Genomic DNA, 25,990 nt, shown 5'->3' with positions numbered 1-25,990 from the left:
CCGGGCGGGGCACGCCTCCGGCCGCCGCGGTCAGCCCGCCGCGGCGGGGGCGGGCACGCGCTCCGAGGGCAGGGAGGCCACGGGTACGCCCTCGCGCACCGCCCACTCCAGCGCCTGCCGCACGTCGGCGACCGGCAGGGGCCGCCGGGCGGTCACGGTGACCGCGGCGTGCACCGCGTACGCGACGAACGGGTACGAGTGGGCCAGCCCGCCCACCGCCTCGTGCAGCCGGCCCACCACGGCGAGCGCCGCCGCCTCGTCCCGCCCCGGCAGGATGAGCTGGAACTCGTTGTCGGCGACGCGGACGGCCCGGTCGACCGGGCTCAGCACGGTGGTGACCGCCGCGAGCACGGCCTGGCCCTCCCGGGCCGCGCCACGGCGGCCGAAGCGTTCCGGTGTGCCGGCCGGCTCGTCCACCCGGAGGCCGACCAGCGCCACCGGCAGGGTGCCCGAGGCGGTCACGCCGTCCACGCCGGTCCACCGGCGCAGCCCCGGCTCGTCGAGCACGCCGTCGGCCGGCTCGACCGGGTGCGCCCGCTCGCCCCGCCGGGCCAGCAGCCGCAGCGCCGCCTCGGCGCGGGCCTCGCCCGGCGCGGCGGGGATGTCCCGGACCCGCGCCACCGTCTCCTCCAGCCCGGCCCGCGCCGGCCCGGGCAGCCGCTCGGCGAGCTGCCCCCACAGCCGGAGCACGTCGTGCAGCGCCTCGTCCCGGCGGAAGCCCCAGCGCCCGTCGAAGAGGCGGCCGGCCTCAAGGGTCTCCGCCGGCGCCACCTCGGCCCGGTCGTACGCCACCAGGCTCGCCCCGAAGCGCGGCGTCAGCGCCACCACGCTCCACTCCCGGGCCAGATCCTCGGTCTCCTCCAGCGCCACCGGGTACGCCCCGGCGGGCAGGTCCGGTGGGGGGCCGCCGACCATGCCGACCACGGTGACCGCGGCCCGCGCGGCGATCCGCCGGTAGACGGCGTGTTCCCGGGCGAAGTACGGCAGCCGCTGGAAGAGGGCGAACACGACCAGCGGCCCGTCCTCGGCCTCGGCCAGCGCGGCCCGTTCGATGGCGTGGGAGACGGCGACGAGGCCGCGTTTGGTCAGCCGCTCCGGGGTCCGTCCGCTGTGCACCGGCCGAGCCTAGGGCCCCGCAACCCGCCGCGCACCGGACGACGGGTCGGGATCGGTGGCCGACCCGGCGGACCGGCGCGGACCGCCTTGGTGGCCGCCACACGCGCTCCACCCGGAGCGCCGTGCGGCGCCGTTCCGCGCTCAGGAGGACCGCCGCACGGGCGGTTCCACCGGTCCCGGCCGGTCCGGGCAACCGGATTCCCCCGCACCGCCGAGGCGGCCGCCATGATCGACGCCCTAGACTCGGGCGTCGACCGAGCGACGGATGGATCTGGCGAGATGACGAGCACCGGCAGCGTGGCCACCTCCTGGCTGCGTCCGATCCCACCCGGGGTCGCGCCGCAGCTCTCCCGTGCCGGCCACCTGGCGTATCCGGGCCGGCGGCTCGGTGAGCTGGTGCAGGGCCGGCCGCCGGGCGTCACCGGGCACCAGTGGAGCACCGCCGGGCGTGAGGGCCTCGACCAGGTGGTCTGCGCCGGCGACACCGGCCTGCCGCTGTTCGCCGTGCAGTTCGCCCCGCCCGCACCCGCCGGGTCGCCGGCCCGCCGGGCCGAACGGATGACCGCCGCGGTCTGCGCCGCGGTCGGACTGCCGCTGCTGCGGGTCGAGTCGCCGACGTTGCGCGCCGCCGAGCACGCCCGCCGCCTCGTCGAGTACGTCATCGACGCACGCGGCTACGCCGCCGGCACCGACCCGGACACCGGCGACGCCGTCGGGTTCCGGGACATCGTCGGCCGGCTCCCGGACGGCCGGCGCGGGCCGGTCAACGACCTCGGGGCGCTGACCCGGGCCGCCGCCGTCGAGGCGTACGTGGAGCGCCGGCTCGCCGACCCGATCGTCCGCGGGCTGCACGTGCGGTGGACGGACGGCCCGGCCGAGGGCTGGAGCTGGGTCGAGGTGCGGCCCGGCCGGTGCCTGGTCGAGCGGGTGCACCTGGTCGCCCAGCGCTTCTCCTGCGGCGTGGACCCGGGCCGGCTCGCCGAGGACCTGGCCGCCGTGGCGGTCGGTGAGCGGCTGCGCGACCTGGCCGCCGCCGAACCGTCCCTGGTGGACCGGGACGAGGTGCGTGGGCAGATCCGGCGGCTGGCCGCCCGGCGCGACGAGTTCGAGGGCGGCTTCGCCTTCGACCACCTCTGCGCCGACTGACCCGGCGTCGCGGGGCCGCGTCCGGCCGCCCCGGAAATCTCCGCGAATTCTCCCGATCCCCGGTTGAACCTTCGCCGTCCTCGCTCCGTACCTAAGCGGGAATGGACGCAGATCTTCCCCGCCGCGCCGGACGGCGCGGGGACGGTGCGGAAAGGGCATCGTCGGTCATCGACGTGCGACCGGAACGTCGCAGTGATCCTCACCCCGAAATCCATCGGTCCGCCGGGGTCACCAGTCAACTACCGGATCGAGAAGGAGAGCAATTCGATGCGCAGGTCCACACGGGCGCGCCGGTCATCCGGTAACGCGCGGAGCAAGCGTCTGCTGGCCGTGGTCGGCACGCTCGCGGTCTTCGGCGGAATCGTCGCCGTCACCCAGATCTCGTCCGCCCAGGACCGGCGGACCGCCGTCCGCACCGCCTCGGCGTCCTGCGTGGCACCGAGCCCGGGGGCCACCGCGCCGGACGGCCGCGGCAGCACGACCCGGACCTGGCAGAACGGCCGCTGGGTGCGCAACCACTGGGGTGACGGGCAGATGTCGGCCGCCGAGTGCCAGCAGACCACGGGAGGTGGCGCGGGCGCCGCGACCCCCACCGTGGCCTGCCCTGACGTGCGGAGCAAGCTGCCGGAGGTGCCCCAGCAGGCGCGCGTCGAGGTGGACCGCAACCTCGCCCTGCTGGACAGCCAGATCGCCGAGGCCAACCGGCGGCTGGCGGCCGACGGCGCCCGCAACGGCGGCGCCTTCATCAACAACGCCATCCTGCGGCCGCTCGCCGAGAAGCGGACCGCCACGTTGAACCGGATCGCGACGGCCATCGGCCGGGTCGCCCAGCGCCCGCAGGGCCTGGACCAGTTGGCCCAGTGCGTCATCGCCGACAACGCCCAGAACGGCGGCCAGAACGGTGGCCAGAACGGCGGCGGCAACAACGGCGGGCAGACCGGCGGGCCGACCGCCGCGCCGACCGGTAGCAACAACGGTGGGCAGAACGGCGGTAACAACGGCGGTAACAATGGCGGCAACAACGGTGGCCAGAACGGCGGCAACAACGGCCTGAACGTGCTCGCCAAGGACTGCACCAACAGCCAGCTGCAGGCGCACGACGGTTTCCAGAACGGCAACCGGTGCGTGAGCACCTCGTTCGGTGAGGTCGGTTCCGCCGCCAACAACCCCTCGCTGCTCATCACGCAGTTCCCGAACCGGGTGCAGCGCAACCAGCCGTTCACCCTCCGGGTCAGCACCCGGAACCTGGTGCGCGACCGGTTCCTCGCCGCCGGCCAGGGTGGCTACTACGTGGAGAGCTCGCTGCTCAACGACCAGGGCCTGGTCCGCGGCCACTTCCACACCGCCTGCCGGATGCTGCAGACCACCCAGGCGGCGCCGTCGAACCCGCAGGACGTTCCGGCGTTCTTCGTGGCGACCGAGGACGGCGGCGGCAGCAACCAGGCCGACCAGGTGACCATCCAGATCCCCGGCCTGCCCCAGTCGGGCCTCGCGCAGTGCGCGGTCTGGGCCGGTGACGGCTCGCACCGCATCCCCATGATGGAGCGGGCCAACCAGACCCCCGCCATCGACGTCGTGCGGATCCGGGTCAACTGAGCACCGACGGCCGGAGCCGTCCGGGAGGCACGCCCCGGACGGCTCCGGCCGTTCCGTGCGCGCCCTCCCGTGGCGGCCTCAACCGTCCCCGGCCGTCCCCGACGCGTCGCCGACCTCGAAGCCGGCCAGGTCGGTGCAGTGCACGACCGTGGCGTCGTCCGGCGCGGCGGGGCCGGCCGGGCTGTCGGCTTCGGCCCGTCGCACGCGACCGACGATCTCGTCCGGCCCGCCGGCGGCGAGCAGGCCCAGCACACCGGCCCAGTCGGTCAGGGCGTACGGGCGCACGACGCGGCTCGCGCCGTTGCTGAGCAGCGCGACGCCGGCCAGGTCGCGCAGGGGGTGGCTGCCGGTCACCGCCTCCTCCGCGGCGTGCGGGTCGTCCTTGGCGATCCAGTAGCCGCCCGGCTGGTTCCGGCGGGCGCGCAGCGCCTCGACGCAGGAGGCGTGGACGCGGTCGTACTCCGGCGTCCCGCCGGGAACGCCCTCCAGCGGTGCCGAGCAGACCCGTCTCGCCGTGACCTCACGCTCGTCGGTGAGGACCCGCGGACCGCCGCCGACCTGGTCGAGGACGAGGAAGGAGTCGGCGAGCAGGAGGTGGTCGAGGCGGCCCCGGTGGGCGCGGACGATCGCCACGGTCGCCTGTGGGCTGGCGGGGTTCGTGATGTCGCAGGTGCCGCGGTGCTCCGCGGCGATCTCGTCGATCGCGGCGGCGAGGATCGTCGCGAGGTCCCGCCCGTCGCCGCGCGACAGCCGGCCGAGCAGCGCGCCGCCGAGCCGGTGCGTGTACCAGGCGACGCCGTGGTGGCAGATCGATTCCGTCCCCGCGATGCCGGCGCCGTCGAGCAGCACCGCGGCGCCGGGGACGGCGCCGGCGAAGTCCTCGTTCGGCCGGCCGGCCGTGCCGGCGCTGGTCGCCATGCTGACGTGCACCGATGGACTCCCGGGTGGGGGGCGCGGACCTGCGGGAGGGCCGACGCGGGATGAAGTTCGCTGCCGGGGCACCCCGCCCGGCTGAAAATTGTTAACGCCGGGAAAAGCCGACCGGGGTCACGCCGATTTCTCAGCGTGACCCCGGGGTGCCCGACGGTGAACCGGGAGGGTTCAGCGGTTCTTGTAGGCCTCCACGACCGAGACGGGGATGCGGCCCCGCTCGGAAATCTCGTAGCCGTTCTTGACGGCCCATTCCCGGATGGCGCGGTTCTGCTCGCGGTCCATTCCCGAGGTGCTCGGGCGGGCGCCCCCACGGGTGGCGCGACCGGCCTCCACCGGGCCGCGACCGATCCGCCGGCCAGCGCTGATGTACGGGTCCAGCGCCTTGCGCAGGACGCCGGCGTTCTCGTCGGAGACGTCGATCGTGTACGCCACGCCGTCCAGGCTGAACTCGACGGTCCGATCGGCCTTTCCGCCGTCGAGGTCGTCGGTCAGAACGGTGATTACTTTCCTTGCCATCGCCATTACTCCCTGTGTCGGGCGGGGTGTGGCTATGAGTTTGACGTATCTCGCGGCAATTTCGCAACAATACCCGTCCTTCGCCATTCGGCGGGTCGGGTTATCCGCGTGCCGTCAAATGCGTCTTCGTGCGCGCGGCGGGTTCGCCGGGGCGGCGGGAGTGGCATGGGTCACAAGCCGGAACAAGGGAGACGGTTTGTTACTTGAGCCTGTCACGCTCAACTCAACCCGATAGCAGGTGTTCGATGGCAACTCTTCCGGTACTGCCCCTGACCGACGCCGTCCTGCTGCCCGGCATGGTCATCCCGGTGACCCTCGACCCGACCACCCAGGCCGCGGTCGACGCGGCCCGCGCCAGCGGCGACAAGGAGCTGCTGGCCGTGCCCCGCCTCGACGGCGAGTACGGCTCGGTCGGCGTGATCGCCACCATCGAGAAGGTGGGTCGGCTGCCCAGCGGCGAGCCGGCCGCCGTGGTCCGCGGCCTCGCCCGGGCCCGGATCGGCTCCGGCGTGCCCGGACCGGGCGCCGCCCTCTGGGTCGAGGCGACCACCCTCGACGAACCCGCCCCGGCCGGCCGGGCCCGGGAACTCGCCCGCGAGTACCGCGCGCTGATGACCTCGGTGCTCCAGGAACGCGGCGCCTGGCAGGTCATCGACGCCATGGAGCGGATGACCGACCTCTCCGAGCTGGCCGACGCGGCCGGCTACGCGCCCTGGCTGACGCTGGCGCAGAAGACCGAGCTGCTCGCCGCCCCGGACGTGACCGCCCGGCTGGAGCTGCTGGTCGGCTGGGTGAAGGACCACCTGGCCGAGCAGGAGGTCACCGAGCGCATCAACAGTGACGTCCGGGAGGGGCTGGAGAAGTCGCAGCGCGAGTTCCTGCTCCGCCAGCAGCTCGCCGCGATCCGCAAGGAACTCGGCGAGGACGAGCCGGACGGCTCCGCCGACTACCGCTCCCGGGTGGAGTCGGCCGACCTGCCCGAGAAGGTCCGCGAGGCGGCCCTGCGCGAGGTCGGCAAGCTGGAGCGGGCCAGTGACGCCTCCCCGGAGGCGGGCTGGATCCGGACCTGGCTGGACACCGTCCTCGAGATGCCGTGGAACACGCGTACCGAGGACAACACCGACCTGGCCGCGGCGCGTGCGGTGCTCGACGCCGACCACGCCGGCCTGACCGACGTGAAGGACCGCATCCTGGAGTACCTGGCGGTGCGTAACCGGCGCGCCGAGCGCAACCTCGGCGTGGTCGGCGGCCGCGGCTCCGGGGCGGTGCTCGCCCTGGCCGGCCCGCCCGGCGTCGGCAAGACCAGCCTCGGCGAGTCCGTCGCGCGGGCACTCGGCCGCACCTTCGTCCGGGTCTCCCTCGGCGGCGTCCGCGACGAGGCCGAGATCCGCGGCCACCGGCGCACCTACGTGGGCGCGCTGCCCGGCCGGATCGTCCGCGCGCTGCGCGAGGCCGGCTCGATGAACCCGGTCGTGCTCCTCGACGAGGTCGACAAGCTGGCCGCCGGCTACTCCGGCGACCCGGCCGCGGCCCTGCTGGAGGTGCTCGACCCGGCGCAGAACCACACCTTCCGGGACCACTACCTGGAGGTCGACCTCGACCTGTCCGACGTGCTCTTCCTGGCCACCGCCAACGTGGTGGACAGCATCCCCGGCCCGCTGCTGGACCGGATGGAGCTGGTCACCCTGGACGGCTACACCGAGGACGAGAAGGTGGCCATCGCCCGGGACCACCTGCTGCCGCGGCAGCGGGAGCGGGCCGGGCTGACCGCCGAGGAGGTCACCGTCGCCGACGACGCGCTGGCGCTGATCGCGGGTGAGTACACCCGGGAGGCCGGCGTCCGGCAGCTCGAACGTGCCCTGGCGAAGATCCTGCGCAAGGTCACCGTGGCGCTGGCGTCCGACCCGGCGCCGGTCCGCGTCGACACCGGCAACCTCGCCCGCTACCTGGGCCGGCCGAAGTTCACCCCGGAGTCGGCCGAGCGGACGGCGGTGCCCGGCGTGGCCACCGGCCTGGCGGTCACCGGCGCCGGCGGTGACGTGCTCTTCATCGAGGCCACCGGCATGGAGGGCGAGCCGGGGCTGACCCTCACCGGTCAGCTGGGCGACGTCATGAAGGAGTCGGCGCACATCGCGCTGTCGTACCTGCGCTCCAACGGGCGACGCCTCGGCATCGACCCGAACGCCCTCGCCGGGCGGCGGATCCACGTGCACTTCCCGGCGGGTGCGGTGCCCAAGGACGGGCCCAGCGCCGGCATCACCATGGTCACCGCCCTGGCGTCCCTGGTGACCGGCCGGCCGGTCCGGCCCGAGTTCGGGATGACCGGCGAGGTGACCCTCTCCGGCCGGGTGCTGCCCATCGGCGGCGTGAAGCAGAAGCTGCTCGCCGCCCACCGGGCCGGCCTGACCGAGGTGATCATCCCGAAGCGCAACGAGCCGGACCTGGACGACCTGCCCGCCGAGGTCCGCGAGGCGCTGACCGTCCACACCCTCGCCGACGTGGCCGACGTGCTCGCCCTGGCGCTGCGCCCGGCCGAGGTCGACGCGGAGACCCTGGGCGGCCAGCCGCTCGCCGCGGCCTGACCTCCCGACACGCCGAGGCCCCCGGTCCACCCGGACCGGGGGCCTCGGCCGTGCTCACCAGCGGTCCCGGCGCTCCCGCCGCTCGCCACCGTCGCCGTCCCGGCCGCGCCGCTCCCGGCGGTCACCGTCGAAGCGGCGCTCGCCGCCGCCGCCGTCGCCGTCCCGGTCCCGGCGGACGGTGGCCTTGCGGCCCTTGATGGTGCTGCCGCGCAGGCCCTGGATCACCTCGTCGGCGACCCCGTACGGGACCTCGACCAGGGAGAACCGGTCGGCGATCTCGATCGAGCCGATGTCCCGGCCGTTGACCCCGGTCTCCCCGGTGATCGCACCGACCAGGTCCTGCGGGCGCACCCCGGCGCGCCGGCCCAGGCCGATGAAGACCTGCGTGGTGCCGCCGGTGCGGGGACGCGCGCCGCCGCGCCGCTCCCGGGCGTCGTACCCGGGTCGGGGTTCGCGGGTCGGGCGGACCGCGACCTGCGGGATCTCCTCCTCCTCGTCGGCCGTGCCGGGCAGGGTCGCCTCGTGGGCCAGCCGCACCGCGGCCAGCGCGACCTCCATGAGGTCGAACTCGTCGGTCAGCGACTCGACGATCGCCCGGAACGGCTCCAGGTCGTCCTCCAGCAGCGACTCCCGCAGCGCCGCCTGGGTCAGCTCCAGCCGCCGGGTCCGCAGGTCGGCCACCGTGGGGATCTTGTCGACCGCGATGCGCTGGCCGGTGACCCGCTCGATGGTCTTGAGCATCCGGTGCTCGCGCGGCTCGGCCAGGGTGATCGCCACACCCTCCCGGCCGGCCCGGCCCACCCGGCCGATCCGGTGCACGTACGACTCGGGCGCCGACGGGACGTCGTAGTTGACCACGTGGGTGAGCTGCTCCACGTCCAGACCGCGGGCCGCCACGTCGGTGGCGACCAGCAGGTCGGCCGTGCCCGAGCGCAGCCGGCCCATCACCCGGTCCCGCTGCTCCTGGCTCATCCCGCCGTGCAGCGCCTCGGCCCGGTAGCCCCGGCCGTTCATCGTCTCGGTGAGCCGGTCCACCTCCTCCCGGCTGCGGCAGAACACGATCGCCGCGGTGGGCGACTCCACGTCCAGCACCCGGCCCAGGGCCGCCGGCTTGTGCGCCCGCGCCACGATGTACGCGCTCTGCCGCACCCGGGGCGCCTCACCCGCGACCGGCCGCTCGCGCTCGATCTGGATGCGCACCGGGTCGGTCAGGTGCTTGCGTGCCAGCCCGTCGATCCGAGCCGGCATGGTGGCCGAGAAGAGCACGGTCTGCCGCCCGGCCGGGGCGTGCTCCAGGATCGCCTCGATGTCCTCGGCGAAGCCCATGTCGAGCATCTCGTCCGCCTCGTCCAGCACCACCGTGGCCAGCGAGCCCAGCCGCAGGGTGCCCCGGGCGATGTGGTCCAGCGCTCGGCCCGGCGTCGCCACCACCACGTCCACGCCGGCGTCGAGGGCGCGCAGCTGCCGGCCGATCGGCTGGCCGCCGTAGATCGGCAGCACCCGGGCGCCCAGGTCCTTGCCGTAGCGGTGGAACGCCTCGGAGACCTGCACGGCCAGCTCCCGGGTCGGCACCAGCACGAGCGACACCGGCTCCCCGCCGGGCCGGTCGTCGGGCATCCGCTGCAGCAGCGGCAGGGCGAACGCGGCGGTCTTGCCGGTGCCGGTGGCGGCCTGCCCGAGCAGGTCCTGGCCGGCGAGCAGCGGCGGGATCGCCTCCCGCTGGATCGGGGTCGGCTCCTCGTAGCCGAGGACGGCGAGCGCGTTCAGCAGCTCGGTGCGCAGCCCGAGGTCCGCGAAGGCGGCGGCCTCGTCCTCGGCGGGTTGGGCGGGATCGGTCGGGGTTGGTGCGGAACTCATGGGGCAAGCCTTTCATCACCCCCGCCCGGCCGTCGCGGCGACTGCCGCAAACCGTCGCCCCCGCCACGTCGCGGGCGATCCGGCCGGGCCCCGTGCCCCGGCCGGATCACCCGGACAGGACCGCCAGCAGGACGGTCGTCCCGACGACGACGTCCAGCACCCCGCACCACTCCGTGTACCCCCGGGGCACCACCCGGCCGCTGCGGTGGTGCGCCAGGTCCCAGGCGGCGTGCCCGAGCCAGCCGAGGCCGACCAGCACGCCGGCGAGGCCGTCCGGCCCGAGCAGGGCGACCGCGGCCAGGCCGCCCCAGCCGGCCAGCCCGGCGAGCTGCCACGCCACGTTCCGGCGGTCGCCCCACTGCCGCCGCCAGGTGCCGATGAGCAGGTAGCCGCCCGGGAGCACCAGCAGCGTCCACGGGGAGAACACGGTCGGCGCGACCCAGAGGTCGACCGTCATGAGCAGGGCCAACCCGGTCGGCCACCGGCGCGCCACCGCCGCGGCCACCGGATGGCGGTGGGCCGGCGCCGGATGCGCGTGCCGGTGCCGCAGCGCCACCAGCGCCATGGCCGGCAGCATCAGCAGGTGGCCGCCGAGCATCAGCACGTCGTCCCCGACCAGCCCGGCCCACCAGGGCGGGAGCAGCAGCAGGAACGGGACGTACATGACGGCCACCATCTCGGCCGTGGCGGCCCGTCCGTGGCCGCGGTGCCACATCCAGGCGGCCATGCCCAGCCCCATGTTCGTCGCCATCACCAGCGCGCCGACATCCGTCCGGGCGAGCGCGTCCGCGCCGCCCAGCCGCTCGGCGCCGACCCGCCACAGCGGGTCGAGCAGCAGCATGCCGACCACCATCGCCACGACCATCCCGGCCAGGTGGACGGCCAGCCGTCGGGCGTCCGCCCGCAGGGGTACCCGTACCGTCGTCTCCGTCATGCCCCGAGCCTGCCGGCGCCCCGCGCGCGGAACCATCCGCGTCCGTCACCGGAAGGCCGTGCGTCGCGCACGGGTTCGGCGTGACATCCCGCAGGGGTGAACCGGGCGGCCGGCGGCCCTAGGATCGGCGGACATGACGGTCGACGCGGCGGATCGCCGGCTGCGGCGGGCCCGGCAGCTCACCCTGGTGTCGCTGGCGACGAACGTCGGGACCACCCTGCTGCTGCCGGGCGTCGGGCTGGCCCGCGAGCCGGACCCGCTGCGGCTGGCGCTCGGCGTGGTCGGGCTCGCCGCCGTCACCGCCGCCCAGGCGGCGGTGCTGCACGCGGCGGTCACCCCCTGGCTCGCCGGGCGGGGCCGGCGCCGCCGGCACGCCGCGCTGGCGGTGGCCGCCCTGCTCAGCCTGCCGCTGGTCGGCCCGGTCGCCGCGGGCGCCTGGCCCACCTGGGCGTGGCTGGGCGCGTCCCTGGTCGGCATGTCCCCGCTGCTGTTCCGGCCGCTGCCCGCGCTGCTCGCGGCGGCCGGGGTGCTCGGCGCCTCGGCCGCTGTGACGCTGGCGACCGGCGGGCCGCTGCCCACCGCCCTCCTCGTGACCGGCGGCGTCGGCGCCGGGATCGCCGCGGTCACCTGGCTCCAGGCCTGGTTCTGGGGCCTGGTCGTCGAGGCCCGGCAGGGGCAGGCCGCCCGGGCCCGCCTCGCCGCCGCCGAGGAGCGGCTGCGCTTCGCCCGGGACGTGCACGACCTGCTGGGCCACGACCTCACCGTGATCGCGCTCAAGGCCGAGCTGGCCGAGCGGCTCGCGCCCGTCGACGCGGCCCGGGCCGGCCGGGAGGCCGCCGAGGTGCGCCGGCTCGCCGGGTCCGCCCTGACCCGGGTACGCGAGGCCGTGCACGGCTACCGCGCCGTGGACCTGGGTGAGCAGCTGGCCGCGGTGGGGGAGGTGCTGCGTTCCAGCGGGGTGCGCTGCACGGTGGTGCCGCCGGCCGGCGAGCTGCCGCCGCCGGTCGCCGCCGACCTGGCCGCCGTGCTGCGCGAGGCCGGGACGAACGTGCTGCGGCACAGCCGGGCCGACTGGTGCCGGATCGAACTCACCCGGGAGGACGGCCTCGTGACGATGACCGTACGCAACGACGGCGCCGATGGCGCCGGCCCGGACGCGCTCAGCGGCGGGCTGCGGGGGCTGGCCGACCGGCTCGCCCCGGCCGGCGGCAGCGTCCGGGCGTACGCCGAGGACGGGGTGTTCCACCTCGTGGCGACCGTGCCGGTGGCGCCGTGATCCGGGTGCTGCTGGCCGACGACGAGGAGCTGATCCGCCTCGCCCTCGCGGCGCTGCTCGACCTGGAGCCCGACCTGGAGGTGGTGGCGCACGCCGCCGACGGCCGCGCGGCGCTGGCCGCCGCGCTGGCCCACCGGCCCGACGTCGCCGTGCTGGACCTGGAGATGCCGCCGCCCGGCGGGGTCCAGGTCGCCGCCGAGCTGGCCCGCGTGCTGCCCGGCTGTGCCACGGTGATCCTCACCGGGCACGGCCGGCCGGCGCACCTCCGGCCGGCGTTGAGCGCGGGCGCGCGCGGGTTCCTCGCCAAGGGCGCACCGGGCGGCGCGCTGGCCGACGTGATCCGCCGGGTGCACGCCGGCGCCCGGTACGTCGACCCGGCCCTCGCCGCCGACGCGCTGACCCTGCCCGAGTGCCCGCTCACCCCGCGGGAGCTGGAGACGCTGCGCCTGGCCGAGCTGGGCACCCCGGTCGCGGTGATCGCCCGGCGGACCCACCTGGCGGCCGGCACGGTCCGCAACCACCTGGCGGCGTGCGTGCAGAAGCTCGGCGCCGCCGACCGGGCCGGGGCGGTCCGGCGGGCCCGCGAGGCCGGCTGGCTCTGACCCGGGCCGGTCGCCACCCGCGCGGGGTGGCGGCATCGCACCGGCCGTGTGCCGGCTCGCGGGCAGGGGTCAGGCGCGGGCCGGCCAGTGGTCAGGCGCGGGCGGGGCAGGGGTCAGGCGCGGGCGGGGCCGGTGTCGCGCGTGGGCGGGGCGAGGGCGGCCGGGTCGAGCGCCAGGGCGGCGGCCAGGGCGGGACGGCCGGCCGGGGTGAGGCGGACCGCCCGGCCGGCGCCCCGTGCGGTCCAGCCGATGTCGAGGAAGCGCCGGCACAGCGCGGCGCCGAGCGCGCCGGCCAGGTGGGGGCGGCGCTCGGTCCAGTCCAGGCAGTCCCGGACCAGTGGCCGCCGGCCGGCGCGCAGCGGCTCGACGGGCACGCCCAGGTCGGCCAGCCAGGTGATCCCGGCCGGGGTGAGCGCCAGGCCGCCGGCCCGGTCGAGCACGCCCCGGGCCAGCAGGGCGTCGTGCACCAGCACGCCGAGCCGGCCGGCCAGGTGGTCGTAGCAGGTCCGGGCGTACGCGAGGGACGCCTGGGCCGACGCGGCGCGCAACGTGCGGGGCGGGGTCGCCGGTGCGGGCGCCCGTCCGGCCAGGTCCTCGATGAGCTGGGCCACCGACGGGTCGGCGAGGCGGACGTACCGGTGCCGGCCCTGCCGCTCCTCGGCCAGCAGCCCGCCCCGGACCAGCCGGGTGAGGTGGTCGCTCGCGGTGGACGGGGCCACTCCGGCGGACCGGGCCAGTTCGCTGGCCGTCCAGGCCCGGCCGTCGAGCAGGGCGAGGCAGAAACCGGCCCGGGTCGGGTCGGCGAGCAGCGCGGCGAGCCCGGCCAGCGTGCGGCCGTCGGTGCGGGTGGTCATGCGGGCAATGCTGGCACGGGAATTGTTCGGTACCCACCGACCCGTGCGCGTCGTGCTTTACATCGTTGTCTCCAACGTTGTAGAAACGGGGGCACCGCAGTGACCTCCGTCTACCTCCAAGGCAGGCCTGATGGGACACCTCCACCGCGGTGGCGTGCTCGCCGCCGCACTCGCTCTGCTGCTGACCTCGTCCACGGCCGCGGCGGGCGCACCCGCCGCCGGGGCCGACCGCTACCGGAACCCGGTCTCGGCCGGCTTCTCCGACACCTTCGCCGACCCCGCCGTCGTCCGCGGCGACGACGGCCTCTGGTACGCCTTCGGCACCTCCGACCCGCTGCGCGAGGGCGAACGCCAGGTGCACCGCGTGCCGATCGCCCGCTCGGCCGACCTGGTCGACTGGACCTACGTGGGCGACGCCTTCGCGCCCGACCAGCGGCCGTCCTTCGCCGCACCCGGGGCCGCGTTCTGGGCGCCCGACGTGCGCCGGGTCGGCGACCGCTGGGTCATGTACGTGACCGTCACCGACACCACCGTCTCCGGCGACACCTTCGACACCGCGATCGGGGCGGCCACCGCGCCCGCCCCGGCCGGACCGTGGACGTTCGCCGACGCGCCCGTGGTCGCACCCCGGCCGGGTGGGGGCGGCGGCTACCTGTGGACGATCGACCCCAGCCAGTTCACCGACACCGACGGCCGGTCGTACCTCTACTTCGGCAGCTACTACGGCGGGATCTCGGTCACCGAGCTCTCCGCCGACGGGCTGCGCGCGGTCGGCACGCCGAGCCTGGTCGCCGTCGACAACAAGTTCGAGGGCGGCTACGTGCTGCGCCACGACGGCTGGTACTGGCTGTTCGCCTCCACGGCGAACTGCTGCGCCGGCCCGGCCACCGGCTACTCCGTGCAGGTCGGCCGGGCGCGCGACCCGCGCGGGCCGTTCGTGGACCGGGACGGCCAGCGGCTGGACGTCTCCCGCGCCGGTGGCACGCCGGTGCTCACCCAGAACGGCAACCGGTGGATCGGCGCCGGGCACAACGCCGTGCTCACCGACCTGTCCGGGCAGGACTGGATCGCCTACCACGCCATCGACCGGGCCGACCCGTACCTGGACGAGCCGTTCGGGATCAACGAGCGGCCGATGCTGCTGGACCGCCTCGACTGGGTGGACGGCTGGCCGACCGTCAACGCCGGCGCCGGCCCCTCCGAGGGGCCCCGGCCCGCGCCGGTCACCACCGGCCGGATCGACGCCCGCTTCGACACCGCCGACCTGGGCGGCTGGCGGGGCGGCGCGGGAAGCTGGCGGGTGACCGGCGGCGTGCTGTCCGGCACCGGCACGCTGACCGCCCGGGCCGGCCTCGGTGGCGACGTGCGCGCCGAGACCGACCTGCGGCTCACCGGCGCGGACGCGGCCGGGCTGCGGCTCGGCCGGGTGGACGTCACGTTCGGCGGCGGCCGGCTGACCGCCGCCGAGAGCGGCGGCGCGACGGCGAGCGTGCCGCTGCCCGCCGGGCTCGACCTCACCGGCCGGCACAACCTGGCCGTCGAGGTACGCGGCCGCCAGCTCGTCGCCGAGCTGAGCCCGGCCCGCCTCGGCGACCAGCTCGCCGTGGTGGCGCTGACGCTCACCAGGCCGGCAGCCGGCCCGCTCGCGCTGCGCGCCGACGGCGGCACGGCCGAGTTCGACAACGTCAGCGCGGCCGCGCTGTACCGCCCGGTCCGGCACCCGGTCGCCCCGCCGCGCGTCGGTCCGGTGCTCTCCCGGTTCTCCGACGAGTTCTCCGACGGGCTCGACCCGGCCTGGCAGTGGATCCGGCCCAACCCGGCCGCGACGGTGAGCGGCGGCGCGCTGCGCTGGCCGGTCGAGTCGACCGACCTGGTGGGCACCGGCAACACGGCCGGCGTGCTGCTGCGCGACGCGCCCGCCGGCGACTACGTGGCGGAGACGAAGGTGACCCTCGACCTGGGCGAGGACGTCGTCCGCAACTACCAGCAGGCCGGTCTGGTGGCGTACGTGGACGACGACCGGTTCGCCCGGCTCGCCCAGGTGGCCATCTGGAACACCCGCCAGGTCGAGTACGGCTACGAGCTGCCCTTCGCCGGCCAGCCGGTGTACGGGGGCAGCATCGTCGGCACCCCGGCCACCACGACGTGGCTGCGGCTGGCCCACCACGTCGACCGGGTCACCGGCGAGCACGAGTTCCGGGCCGGGTCCAGCCGGGACGGCACGCACTGGACCTGGGGCGCGGTCTGGACATTCCCGGCCGGCACCACGCCCCGGATCGGTCTGGTCGCGCACGGCGGCGCCACCCCGGCGGTGACCGCGGAGTTCGACTACCTGCGGTTCTATCGCTGACCGGTGCGACCGGGGCCGTCCGGCTGCGGGCGGCCTCGGTCGCGCGGGGTCGCCCGGCGGCGGGGGGTTCCGGTCATGCCCCCGGGCGCGGGCAGGCCGGGGTCAGCTCGCACACCGTCCGGGTGTCGCTGTCGTAGCTGCGCGCGGCCACGAACTCCCCGCCCGGCCGGTCCGGCCCGGCGACCGCCCGGGCGCGGCGGCGGTCGGCGTCGCGGAACCGCAGCGCCAGGCTGAGGTGCGGCACCCAGCGCCCGGGCAGGTGCCAGGGGTGCGGCCCGGGCGCCCCGGCGAGCACGTCCCAGACCGCGCCGTGCAGGGCGGTCAGCTGCGGCGTGGGACGGACCAGCCAGACCAGCGGGGCGCTGCCGTCGAGGACCGCCACCCGGTCCAGCCGGGCCGGCAGCGGCAGCGCCGCGTCGCAGAGGTCGGCGAGGCGCTGCTCGGCGCCGGGCGGGAACCCGTCGACCGAGGCGAGCGTCAGGTGCGGCCGGTTGGTCGGGTGCGGGTGCCGGGCCAGGCTGGGCAGGCCGGCGGCGGCGAGCCGGTCCCAGGCCGCCCGTACCGCCTCCTCCAGCTCCGGCGAGCAGAGCAGTTCGACCGTACGCACGCCGTCAGGCTAGCCGCCGGCGGTGCACGGCGGCGTCCCGTGGGCGATGCCGCCGTGGCGAGCCGGCGACGGTGCGATCGTTCGGTCGGGGCCGAAGGATGCCGGCCCTACGGTCGGGCGATGAGTTGGCCGATGATCCCGCCCGCCCCCGACACGCCGGCCTGCGGGCCGCCCCTGCCCGTCGACGACGGCTGGGTGGTCACCCGGCACGCCGACGTGCTCGCCGTGCTGACCGACCCCCGGTGCGTGGTGCCCGCCGCGCCCGGCGGGCCCTACGGCAGCCTGGCCTGGCTGCGCGGCACCGTGAGCCGGTTCAGCCCGCCGGACCGGCATCCCGCCCGCCGCGCGATCGGGGTCGCCGCGCTCGCCGACCTCGACCCGGACGAGCTGCGCGCGGCGGCCGCCCGGTCCGCCGCCGCGCTGCTCGACACGGCGACCGGTGACGGCCGCGCCCGGCGGGTCGACGTGATGGCACTGCTCGCGCGGCGCGTACCCCTGGAGGTGCTGGCGGCGCGGCTCGGCCTGGCCGATCCGGCGGCGGCCGTGGCGGCGGTGACCGCGGTGGCCGCCGCCTACCACCCGGGCGCCGAGCCGGCCGTGGTGTCCCGCGCCGACCGGGCGGTGGCCGCGTTGCTGGCCATGTCGCCGCCGGCCCCGCCCGAGGTGGCCGCGAACCGGATCGGGCTGCTGGTGCAGGCCGCCGACGCCACCGCCGGGCTGATCGGCGCCGCCGTCCGGCACGGGCTCGCCGCGCCGGCCGCGCTCGGCACCGCCGACCTGCTGGCCGAGGTGCTGCGCCTGGACCCGCCGGTGCGCGCCACCCGCCGGGTCGCGACGGTCGCGCGGCCGGTGGGCGGGCGGGAGATCGGTCCCGACGCCGTGCTGCTGCTCCGCTTCGACGCGGCCAACCGGGACCCGGCCGTCCACCCGGACCCGGACGTGTTCCGCCCCGGCGGGCCCGGCGCGGTGCTGACGTTCGGCGCCGGGCCGCGGGGCTGCCCGGGCGAACGGCACGCCCTCGCCCTCGCCGCCGGCGTCCTCGACGTGCTGCGCGACCGGTGCCACCCCGCCACCCCGGCCGCACCGGCCGCCCTCGCCGGGCCGGCTACGTCGACCGGACCAGAGACGCCGGGAGCCGAACCGGTGAGCTACGACCCACACCCCACCCTGCGTGTCCCGACCAGCCTCGAGGTGATGTTCCGATGACCGACCGCGCCGCCGCCTTCCGCGCCCTGCACCGGCCGGGCCGGCCCCTGCTGCTGCCCAACGCCTGGGACCACGCCTCCGCCGCGGCGCTCGCCGCGCGGGGCCACCCGGCCGTGGGCACCACCAGCCTCGGGGTGGCCGCGGCCGCCGGCCGGCCGGACGGTACGGGGGCGACCCGCGACGAGACCCTCGACCTGGCCCGCCGCCTGCGGGACCTGCCGGTGCTGCTCACCGTGGACATCGAGGACGGTTTCAGCGCCGACCCGGCGGCCGTGGCCGGGTACGTCGGCGAGCTGGCCGCGCTCGGCGCGGTGGGCGTGAACCTGGAGGACGGCCGGCCGGACGGCACCCTCGCGCCGGTGGACCTCGCCGCCGCCCGGATCGCCGCGGTGAAGGCGGCCGTGCCGGGGATGTTCGTCAACGCCCGCACCGACGCCTGGTGGCTGGGCGTGCCCGACGCGCTGCCGGTGGCGCTGAACCGGGCGGCGGCGTACCGGGCGGCGGGCGCGGACGGGCTGTTCGCCCCGGGCGCGCCGGACGGCACCGTCGGGTCGCTGGTGGCCGAGGTGGGGCTGCCACTCAACGTGCTGCACCGGCCGGGCGGACCGGACCTGGCCGCGCTGGGCCGGCTCGGGGTGGCCCGGGTGAGCACCGGGTCGCTGCTGTTCCGCGCCGCCCTCGGCGCGGCGCTGCACCTGGCCGACGCCGTCCGCGCCGGCCGGGACGCCGGCCTGCCGGCCGCACCGGATTACGCCTGGGTGCAGGGCCTCTCGGCGGGATGAGCACCTTAGGGGGGAGATAGGAGGATTGTTCGGGGAGCCGCCGATCCTGGTGATTACGGTGTGGTCAGGTTCGACTACGCCGTGTCCTGCCCGGAGAGGGGCCGACCATGCGAGTGCCCAGCCGAAGCCCCGGCCACCAGCCCGGGCCCGCCGTCGCTTCCGCCGCCCCCGCCCGCCGGCTGCCCCCGGCCGACCGCCCCCGCACCGGGCCCGGGCAGCAGCCGGACCTGGCCGCGTACCGGGCCGCGGTGGCGGAGCTGCTCGTCGAGGTGGGCGCACTGGCGGACGCGCCGTCCACCACCGCCCGCCAGGTGCTGCTCGACCAGCGGCTGCGGGAGCCGGCCATCGCCACCGTCCTCGACGCCACCCCGCAGGGGTTCGTGGGCGCCCGGGAGACCCTCCTGCTGGAGATGGCCCGCTACCAGCCGAACGCCCGCAGCTCGGCGCACGACCTCACCGCGCTGGTACGGATCTTCCTGCTCTCCCGCATCGACGTGATGTGGTGGCGGGACACCGGGACGTTCCTCACCGACGGCCAGGTCGACGCCAGCACCGACCTGGTCGACCTGGAGTGGCTGCGCCGGCGCGGGCTGCTCGCCTTCCGCTACCAGGAGCAGCCCGCCTCGGTCCTCGGTCGGGGGCTGCGGGCGGTCCAGCGGCGGCTGCGCCCGGACGCCACCCCGCGTACCGCCGGGCTGCGGTTCCGCCGGGCGCGGCGCGAGATGATCGCGCTGCTCAACGACGTGGGCCGGGAGTTCGCCGGTGCGGCCCGGCCCGGCACCCCGGCGCTCTGGGTGACCAGCCTCGCTCGCAGCGCCGAGCACCAGTACCGGCTGCGCCGGCTCGGCTACGCCGCCATGGTGCCCAGCGGCCACTGCCTCGGCTGGGCGGCCGACGTGGAGCTGGAGTGGTACGAGCGGTTCGGCGCCCGCGACCTCCTCGCCGAGCTGCTGCTGGCCCGGCAGGAGGCCGGCGAGATCAACGTGGTCGACGAGGGCCAGGCCTGGCACCTGTGCCTCGCGCCCGCCGCCCGCCGCCGGTTCCGGCGCGCCTACGAGGCCGAGATGGGGATCTGAGCGGATGTGCGGGATCGCGCTGAGCATCGGCCCCGAGGCCGACCCGGCCCTCTTCCGGCGGATGCTGGCCGTCCTCGCCCCGCGCGGCGAGGTGACCGAGACCCGGCAGGAGAACGGCCTGCTCGCCGGCGTACGCCGGCTGCGGGTGGTGGACCGGGAGCGGTCCGTGCAGCCCTGGGTCTCGCCCGACGGGCGGCACGTCCTCTGCTACAACGGCGAGGTCTTCAACCACCACGAGCTGCGGGCGGAGCTGACCCGGCTCGGGCACGAGTTCTGCACCACCGGCGACACGGAGGTGGTGCTCGTCGCCTTCCGGCAGTGGGGCGAGGAGGCGGTGCGCCGGCTGCGCGGGGAGTACGCCTTCGCGGTGGTGGAGCGGGCCACCGGCCGGGCCTACCTGGCCCGGGACCCGCTCGGGGTGAAGCCGCTCTACTGGTCGCGCGGCCCCGGCTGCCTGCACGTCGCCTCAGAGGTGAAGGCGCTGGTCGGGCACGGCGCGCCGATCAGCGAGGTGCCGCCGGGGCACCACGGCTGGGCCGAGCCCGACGGGCCGGTCCGGCTGAACCCGTACGTCGACCTGCTCACCCTCGGTGCCGGGCTGCCGGTGATCGACGACCCGGACGAGGCCGCCCTGCTCGTCCGGGTCGCGCTGACCGACAGCATGCGGGTACGGCTGGACACCGACCTCACCGTCGGGGTGGTGCTCTCCGGCGGCCTGGACAGCTCGCTGGCCCTGCTGCACGCCGCACAGCTGCACCCGGACTGCGTGGCGGTCACGGTCGGCGTCCCGGACAGCCCCGACGTGGCGTACGCCCGGCGGCTCGCCGCCGACCTGGGCGTGCCGCACGAGGTGGTCGAGCTGCGCCCGCGCGACATCCGGCTCGCCGACGTGCGCGAGGCGATCCGGATCTCCGAGCTGACCGAGTACGGCGACATCATCAACGCCGTGGTCTCGGTGCCGATCTTCCGCCGGCTGCGGGAGCTGGGCGTCAAGGTGGTGCTCACCGGCGACGGCTCGGACGAGCTGTTCGGCGGCTATCCGATGTACCACCAGGTCGGCCCGGAGCGGTCCCGCCGGCTCTTCCTCCACAAGATCCGCAACCTGTGCCGCACCGAGCTGCAGCGGGTGGACCGGGCCAGCATGGGCCACGGCGTGGAGGCCCGGGTGCCCTTCCTCGACCTCAGCGTGGTGGAGCTGGCCATGCGGCTGCCGCTGGATCTCAAGCTGCGCGACGGGCAGGAGAAGTGGATCGTCCGGCGGGCCTTCGCCGACGTGCTGCCGGACTACATCCGGCGGCGGCCCAAGAACCCTATGTCGTACTCCTCGGGGCTGCACGAGCGGGCGCGGCTCTACAAGCCGCTCTTCGCCCGGCTGCACCGCTCCTTCGGCTACCCGCTGCTCGAACCCGTCCGGCGGGACTTCGACAGCGTGCTCACCCGGTGCGGCAACGACCTGGACCGGGCCATCGCCGACGGGCAGGCCCGTCCCGACTACACGGTGCTGGAGCACGCGCGGGACCTGGTCGGCGCGGCGAAGTGGAACGCCGTGCCGGTGGTCCGGCGCCTGGTCGGCCCGCGCGTCGTGCGGCGCGTCGCGTCCCGTCCGTGACCCGCCGCTCGCCGCGAGGTCCGATGGCCGCCAGCGACCGGCCGCGGCCCGGGCCAGGCTGGACGGCATGACGACGACGCGCACAAGGTACGTGATCCAACCCGTGTCCGCCGAGGTGCTGGCCGACGTGCGCCGGACCGGCCGCGACGCCTCCGGCCAGCCGCCCGAGCGGTGCTGCGCCGAGGGCGGCGAGCCGCTGCGCTGCTGCCTGCGCGACGCCACCGCGGGCGAGGCGCTGCTGCTCTTCGGGTACGCCCCGCCGTTGCCGGCCGGCCCGTACCGGGAGGTGGGGCCGATCTTCGCGCACGCGGCCGACTGCCCCGGCCCGGCGGACGTGACGGCGTACCCGGCCGACTGGCGGGGCCGGCCCCAGGTGCTGCGGGCGTACGACCGGCGGGGGCGGATCGTCGGCGGCCGGCGGCACGACGGCGACGACCCGGAGGCGGTCGTGGCCGAGCTGCTGGCCGACCCCACGGTGGACCGCCTGCACAGCCGCAACGTGGTGTACGGCTGCTGGATGTTCGCGGTGGTCCGCGGGTGAGCCGGGCGTGACCGGCGGCGGCCGGGGTATCAGCCCGGCATGACCGGACTGGACGCGATCGTGGTGGGGCAGGTGGCCCGGGACCTCGTGCTGCGGGTGGACGAGGTGCCCGGCCCGTCCGGGACGGTCGCGGTGCGCTGCCGGCGGGAACTGCTCGGCGGCAAGGGGGCCAACCAGGCCGTCGGGCTGGCCCAGCTCGGCGTCCGGGTCGGGCTGCTGGGCGTGGTCGGCGAGGACGAGGTCGGCGACCGGCTGCTGGGGCAGGCTCGCAGCGACGGCATCGACGTGGCCCCGGTGCTGCGCCGGCCGGACACGCCGAGCGCGCTCATCGTGGACGTGGTCGACGACCGGGCGCGCTGGCGGTACCTGGAGGACATCCCCGAGGCGACCCTGCTCACCGTGGCGGACGTGACCGGCGCGGCCGGGGTGCTCCGCGCCGCCCGCGCGGTGGTGGTCCAGCTCCAGCAGCCGCTGCCGGCAGCGCTCGCGGCGGTCCGGCACGCCCGCGACGCCGGCCGGCTCGTGGTGCTCGACGGCGCGCCGGACGACCCGGACGGCGCGGCGGAGCTGCTGTCCCGGGCCGACGTGCTGCGGGCCGACGCGCGGGAGGCCGGCCTGCTGCTGGGCGGCGACCCGCCGAAGGACGCCGAGGCGGGGCTGGGCGCCGGCCGGGAGCTGGCCGCCCGCGGTCCGGTGCTGGTCGCGGTCGAGGTGGCGGGGGAGGGCAACGCGTTCGTCTGGCCGGGCGGGGAGCTGTTCGTGCCGCTGAGCGAGACGCCCACCGTGGACAGCACCGGGGCCGGGGACGCCTTCGTGGCCGCCGTCACGGCCGGCCTGCTCCGCGACGACCCGTATCCCCGGATCGCCCGGTACGCGGTCGCGGCGGCCGGCGCGACCGTGGGCCACGCCGGGGGCCGGCCCGCCCTCAGCGGGGACGCGATCGAGGCGCAGCTGGCCCGGATACCCGATCGTTGACGTCCCCGATGGACATCCGTCCCCGCCTCTTCTAGCGTCGCGGGCATGCGGAGGACCCTGCTCGCCACCGGGCTCGCCCTGCTCCTCGTGACCACCGGCTGCGCCGAGAGCCGCCGGCCCGCCGCGCCGGCCGGTGCCGGCACGCCGAGCGCCTCCCGGCAGGACGCCGGCCAGGTGGAGCGGACCCTGGCCAGCCTGCGCCGGGTCGACGACCTGCCGCTGTACGAGATGACCTACGTCGGTGACTACGACCCCACCGTCGGCGTGGCGGGCACCCCGCAGGCGACCCCGTTCGGCTGCTCGCTCTTCGCCGCCGGGGGCGACCGGAGCCGGCCGCTGTTCGCCCGCAACTTCGACTGGGACGCGAACCCGGCGCTGGTGCTGCGCACCGACCCGCCGGACGGCTACGCGTCGATCTCCCTGGTGGACATCTCCTACCTGGGGGTCACGGCCGACCCGGCGGGCGACCGCCGGCTGCTGAACGCGCCGCTGCTGCCCTTCGACGGGATGAACGAGCGCGGCCTGGCCGTGGGGCTGGCCGCCGACGACGGCGCGACCGCCGAGCCGGTGCCCGGCCGGCCCACCGTCGGCTCGGTGCGCGTCCTGCGGCTGGTGCTGGACTCCGCCGCCACCGTGGACGAGGCGATCGCCGTGTTCGGGCGCTACAACCTGGACTTCGACGGCGGCCCGCCGCTGCACTACCTGATCGCCGACGCCACCGGGGCGTCCGCCGTGATCGAGTTCGTGGACGGCGGGATGCGGGCCGAGAAGGGCCGGGGCGCCTGGCAGGCGCTGACCAACGTGCCGGCCGTCGGGGTGGCCGACCGGGACCTGCGCGACGACCACCGCTACGGGGTGCTGGCCGAGGCGCTGGACCGGGCCGGCGGCACGGTGGACGCCCCGGCCGCGCTACGCCTGCTCGACGCCGTGCGGCAGCCACACACCCGCTGGTCGGTGACGTACGGGCTGCGCACCGGCGAGGTGCGGCTGGTCACCGCGGGGGGCGGCCGGCGCGGCTACCGGCTGCCGATGAGCTGAGCCGGGCCCGGACCCCCCGGAGGGGGCCGGACCCGGCCGGCGGGTCACCAGCTCAGGTAACCCGTCTGGGTCTGCACGTTCAGCTCGGGCACCCGGATCAGCTGCGCCAGCCAGGTACGCGGGTCGCGCAGCTCCAGCACGTCCAGGCCCTTCTGGATGTCGCTGGAGTAGATGTGGCCGTTGTACCAGTAGGCCGACCAGGAGCCGCCGGTGCGGAGCTGACCGGCGTCCAGCGGACCCCGCTCCCAGTAGGCGATCTCCTTGGGCTGGCGGGAGTTGGTGAAGTCCCAGACCGAGATGCCGCCCTGGTACCAGGCCTGGACCATGATGTCGCGGCCGGGCACCGGCACCAGCGAGCCGTTGTGCGCCACGCAGTTCTCGGTGTCGGCGTTGGCCCGGGGGATCTTGTAGTAGCTGCGGAACGTGAGCCGCCGGTTGTCGCCGCGACCGGTGATGTCGTAGATGGCGTCCGCGCCGCGGTTCGGCCCGGTGGCCTCGTTGCAGGTCGCGGCGCCGCCGCCGCCCAGCTCGTCGGTGAAGACGACCTTGGTGCCGGAGTTGTTGAAGGTCGCCGAGTGCCAGAAGGCGAAGTTCTCGGTGTCGCGCACCCGCTCGATCACCCTCGGCGCCTCGCGGTTGGCGATGTCGAGCAGGATGCCGTCGCCCATGCACGCGCCCGCCGCGATGTCCTTCGCCGGGTACGCGGTGATGTCGTGGCAGCCGGTCGTGGCCGACTTCTCACCGGGGATTCCCGGGTAGCCGCCGTCCGGGAACAGGTTCGGGGTGGCCACCACTGCTGCGTCGGTCGGTGACCGCAGCGGCACCTTCACGATGGAGATCGAGTCGTGCGGCGGCTGGCAGTCCGGGAACTCGGCCCGCGGGCTGTACGACGACACGTACAGGTAGACGGTCCGGCGGTCCTTGGCCGGCACCAGGGTGTGGGTGTGCGAGCCGCAGGCGGTCTCCACCGACTTGATGTAGCGCGGGTTGCGCTTGTCGCCGATGTCGAAGACCTTGATGCCCTCCCAGGACCCGGCCTCGGAGGCGGGCTGGGCGACGCTGTTGCAGGAGTCGTCGCTGCGGGACGAGTCGGTGGACAGGAACAGCAGGTCACCGTGGACGGAGATGTCGTTCTGGGAGCCGGGGCAGAGCACCTGGGACACGACGGTCGGCGCGCTCGGCCGGGAGACGTCGTAGATGACGAAGCCGTCGTAGTTGCCGACGAAGGCGTACCGGCCCTGGAACGCGATGTCGGTGCCGAACGCCGCGGAGGTGTCGAACGGCGCCTGCTTCGGCAGGTTGGCGACCTGACGCAGGTTGGGGCTGCTGGAGATCTCGTCGACCCCGGGGACGGCGCTGTCCACGGTGGCCGGTGCGGCCTGCGCCCGGGGAAGCTCCTGGGCGCTGCTGGGTGGGGCGGCGACGACGCCGGCGACGAGCAGGCCGGCGGCGGTGAGGCTGACGATCCGGGTTCGGGACGTGCGGAGACTGATCATCGGCGGCACCCTCCGAAAGGGGATGATGATTTGCCACACCTTACCGGCCGGTGACATCCATCAATGTGACGCCGGTCACATTCAGGCAGGATTGTCTATGGATAGGATCGCTCTCACCTCGACCGGAGGGAGTGTCGTATGACCGGCCGGCAGGGACGTGTCTGGCTCGCCGTCACAGCGCTGGTGGTGCTCCTGGTGGTGGCCGGCGTGGCGCTGGCCGCACGGGGCGACAGCCGCCCGACGGCCGCTCCGGCCGGCCCGTCCGCCACCGCCGCGTCACCGGCCGCTGCGTCCCCGGTCGACGCGTCGCCCTCCGCCGTGCCACCCGTCGTCGTGCCACCCGTCGTGGTGCCCGGCCGGCCGGGGGAGCCGGCGGCCACCCGCGCTGCCCAGGAGGTCCGGGACGCCGCCCCGCCGCGCTACAACGGCCTCGACGTCTGGTACGTCCGGATGATGATCCCGCACCACCAGCAGGCGGTGGAGATGGCGACCCTCGCCCCCGACCGGGCCACCGACCCCCGGGTACGCGCCGTCGCCGACCGCATCCGGGCCGCCCAGGGGCCCGAGCTCGGGGTGCTGCGCGGTTGGCTGGGCGCGCGGGGGCTGCCCGCCGAGCTCCCCGGGCACGACCACGGCACGATGCGCGGGATGCAGTCCGCCGAGGCCGTGCGGCAGCTCGCCGCCGCCCGCGGCGCGGACTTCGACCGGCTCTTCGTGCGGATGATGACCGCCCACCACGAGGGCGCGGTCGTCATGTCCACCGACCTGCTCAAGGTGGGCGTGGACCAGACCCTCCAGGAGTTCGCCAACGCCGTCGCCGTCGAGCAGTCCGCCGAGATCACCCGCCTCCGCGAGCTGATCACGCCCTGAGCCCGCGGATCTTGGCGACTTTCCGTTC

The 25,990-nt window shown here is 76.1% G+C and carries 22 protein-coding genes; 14 read left to right on the top strand and 8 right to left on the bottom strand.

Annotation, left to right across the window (positions count from 1 at the left end):
* Positions 1–30: 30 nt before the first annotated feature.
* A complete protein-coding gene (locus tag ACQP12_RS19830; protein WP_433280895.1) occupies positions 31–1,116 on the bottom strand; it encodes a DICT sensory domain-containing protein in 1,086 nt (361 codons plus the stop codon).
* Between the two features lie 279 nt (positions 1,117–1,395).
* Between ACQP12_RS19830 and ACQP12_RS19825 the strand changes: the two genes are divergently transcribed.
* Entirely contained in the window at positions 1,396–2,262 is an 867-nt protein-coding gene (locus tag ACQP12_RS19825; RefSeq protein ID WP_433280893.1) for a hypothetical protein, read from the top strand.
* Positions 2,263–2,529: 267 nt separating this feature from the next.
* Positions 2,530–3,858 (top strand): hypothetical protein, encoded by a 1,329-nt coding sequence (locus ACQP12_RS19820; RefSeq protein ID WP_433280891.1) that lies wholly within the window; start codon positions 2,530–2,532, stop codon positions 3,856–3,858.
* Positions 3,859–3,936: 78 nt separating this feature from the next.
* Here ACQP12_RS19820 and ACQP12_RS19815 read toward each other — a convergent pair whose 3' ends face one another.
* Both ACQP12_RS19815 and ACQP12_RS19810 read right to left on the bottom strand, forming a co-directional pair.
* Positions 3,937–4,788 carry a hypothetical protein gene (locus tag ACQP12_RS19815; protein WP_433280889.1) on the bottom strand — a complete coding sequence of 284 codons (852 nt, stop codon included), beginning with the start codon at positions 4,786–4,788 and terminating at the stop codon, positions 3,937–3,939.
* 171 nt (positions 4,789–4,959) lie between these two features.
* Positions 4,960–5,307 (bottom strand): histone-like nucleoid-structuring protein Lsr2, encoded by a 348-nt coding sequence (locus ACQP12_RS19810; protein WP_357943031.1) that lies wholly within the window; start codon positions 5,305–5,307, stop codon positions 4,960–4,962.
* Between the two features lie 245 nt (positions 5,308–5,552).
* On the opposite strand from ACQP12_RS19810, the gene lon reads away from it, so the two are divergent.
* The gene (gene lon, locus ACQP12_RS19805; protein WP_433280887.1) at positions 5,553–7,889 is read left to right on the top strand and encodes an endopeptidase La; all 2,337 of its coding nucleotides are present in this window, start codon (positions 5,553–5,555) and stop codon (positions 7,887–7,889) included.
* Positions 7,890–7,943: 54 nt separating this feature from the next.
* Here the strand turns inward: lon and ACQP12_RS19800 are convergent, their stop codons facing one another.
* Both ACQP12_RS19800 and ACQP12_RS19795 read right to left on the bottom strand, forming a co-directional pair.
* Entirely contained in the window at positions 7,944–9,746 is a 1,803-nt protein-coding gene (locus ACQP12_RS19800; RefSeq protein WP_433280885.1) for a DEAD/DEAH box helicase, read from the bottom strand.
* Positions 9,747–9,852: 106 nt separating this feature from the next.
* A complete protein-coding gene (locus ACQP12_RS19795; RefSeq protein ID WP_433280884.1) occupies positions 9,853–10,680 on the bottom strand; it encodes a hypothetical protein in 828 nt (275 codons plus the stop codon).
* Between the two features lie 133 nt (positions 10,681–10,813).
* Here ACQP12_RS19795 and ACQP12_RS19790 point away from each other — a divergent pair, with 133 nt between their 5' ends.
* Both ACQP12_RS19790 and ACQP12_RS19785 read left to right on the top strand, forming a co-directional pair.
* Positions 10,814–11,956, top strand: a complete 1,143-nt coding sequence (locus ACQP12_RS19790) for a sensor histidine kinase (protein ID WP_433280882.1) — start codon at positions 10,814–10,816, stop codon at positions 11,954–11,956.
* Complete coding sequence (locus ACQP12_RS19785) at positions 11,953–12,558, top strand: response regulator transcription factor (protein ID WP_357943020.1); 606 nt, start codon at positions 11,953–11,955, stop codon at positions 12,556–12,558. The genes ACQP12_RS19790 and ACQP12_RS19785 overlap by 4 nt, the downstream gene beginning before the upstream one ends.
* 113 nt (positions 12,559–12,671) lie before the next feature.
* Here the strand turns inward: ACQP12_RS19785 and ACQP12_RS19780 are convergent, their stop codons facing one another.
* A complete protein-coding gene (locus ACQP12_RS19780) occupies positions 12,672–13,412 on the bottom strand; it encodes an ArsR/SmtB family transcription factor (RefSeq protein ID WP_433280880.1) in 741 nt (246 codons plus the stop codon).
* 130 nt (positions 13,413–13,542) lie between these two features.
* On the opposite strand from ACQP12_RS19780, the gene ACQP12_RS19775 reads away from it, so the two are divergent.
* A complete protein-coding gene (locus ACQP12_RS19775) occupies positions 13,543–15,762 on the top strand; it encodes a family 43 glycosylhydrolase (RefSeq protein WP_433280878.1) in 2,220 nt (739 codons plus the stop codon).
* A 73-nt stretch (positions 15,763–15,835) separates the two neighbouring features.
* On the opposite strand, the gene ACQP12_RS19770 is transcribed toward ACQP12_RS19775, so the two are convergent.
* Positions 15,836–16,369 carry a 2'-5' RNA ligase family protein gene (locus ACQP12_RS19770; protein ID WP_433280876.1) on the bottom strand — a complete coding sequence of 178 codons (534 nt, stop codon included), beginning with the start codon at positions 16,367–16,369 and terminating at the stop codon, positions 15,836–15,838.
* 120 nt (positions 16,370–16,489) lie between these two features.
* Here ACQP12_RS19770 and ACQP12_RS19765 point away from each other — a divergent pair, with 120 nt between their 5' ends.
* The 7 genes from ACQP12_RS19765 (at position 16,490) to ACQP12_RS19735 (ending at position 23,596) form a co-directional block, all read left to right on the top strand.
* Positions 16,490–17,575 (top strand): cytochrome P450, encoded by a 1,086-nt coding sequence (locus ACQP12_RS19765; protein ID WP_433280875.1) that lies wholly within the window; start codon positions 16,490–16,492, stop codon positions 17,573–17,575.
* Entirely contained in the window at positions 17,572–18,357 is a 786-nt protein-coding gene (locus tag ACQP12_RS19760) for an isocitrate lyase/PEP mutase family protein (protein ID WP_433280873.1), read from the top strand. Before ACQP12_RS19765 ends, ACQP12_RS19760 begins: the two co-directional genes overlap by 4 nt.
* 107 nt (positions 18,358–18,464) lie before the next feature.
* Entirely contained in the window at positions 18,465–19,433 is a 969-nt protein-coding gene (locus ACQP12_RS19755) for a hypothetical protein (protein WP_433280871.1), read from the top strand.
* Between the two features lie 4 nt (positions 19,434–19,437).
* The gene (locus ACQP12_RS19750) at positions 19,438–21,042 is read left to right on the top strand and encodes an asparagine synthetase B family protein (RefSeq protein WP_433280869.1); all 1,605 of its coding nucleotides are present in this window, start codon (positions 19,438–19,440) and stop codon (positions 21,040–21,042) included.
* 67 nt (positions 21,043–21,109) lie between these two features.
* Positions 21,110–21,583, top strand: coding sequence for a DUF1203 domain-containing protein (locus ACQP12_RS19745; protein ID WP_433280867.1), 474 nt, complete (start codon positions 21,110–21,112; stop codon positions 21,581–21,583).
* 39 nt (positions 21,584–21,622) lie between these two features.
* Entirely contained in the window at positions 21,623–22,558 is a 936-nt protein-coding gene (locus ACQP12_RS19740; RefSeq protein WP_433280865.1) for a PfkB family carbohydrate kinase, read from the top strand.
* 45 nt (positions 22,559–22,603) lie between these two features.
* On the top strand, positions 22,604–23,596 hold the full coding sequence (locus ACQP12_RS19735) for a linear amide C-N hydrolase (RefSeq protein WP_433280863.1): 993 nt from the start codon (positions 22,604–22,606) through the stop codon (positions 23,594–23,596).
* A gap of 44 nt (positions 23,597–23,640) precedes the next feature.
* Here ACQP12_RS19735 and ACQP12_RS19730 read toward each other — a convergent pair whose 3' ends face one another.
* A complete protein-coding gene (locus tag ACQP12_RS19730; RefSeq protein ID WP_433280861.1) occupies positions 23,641–25,092 on the bottom strand; it encodes an LVIVD repeat-containing protein in 1,452 nt (483 codons plus the stop codon).
* A gap of 138 nt (positions 25,093–25,230) precedes the next feature.
* On the opposite strand from ACQP12_RS19730, the gene ACQP12_RS19725 reads away from it, so the two are divergent.
* Entirely contained in the window at positions 25,231–25,962 is a 732-nt protein-coding gene (locus ACQP12_RS19725; protein WP_433280860.1) for a DUF305 domain-containing protein, read from the top strand.
* The last annotated feature ends 28 nt before the right edge of the window (positions 25,963–25,990 follow it).

Source organism: Micromonospora sp. CA-244673 (genome assembly GCF_050948395.1).
Classification (GTDB): Bacteria; Actinomycetota; Actinomycetes; order Mycobacteriales; family Micromonosporaceae; genus Micromonospora.
This window is presented reverse-complemented; position numbering and strand designations above follow the sequence as displayed.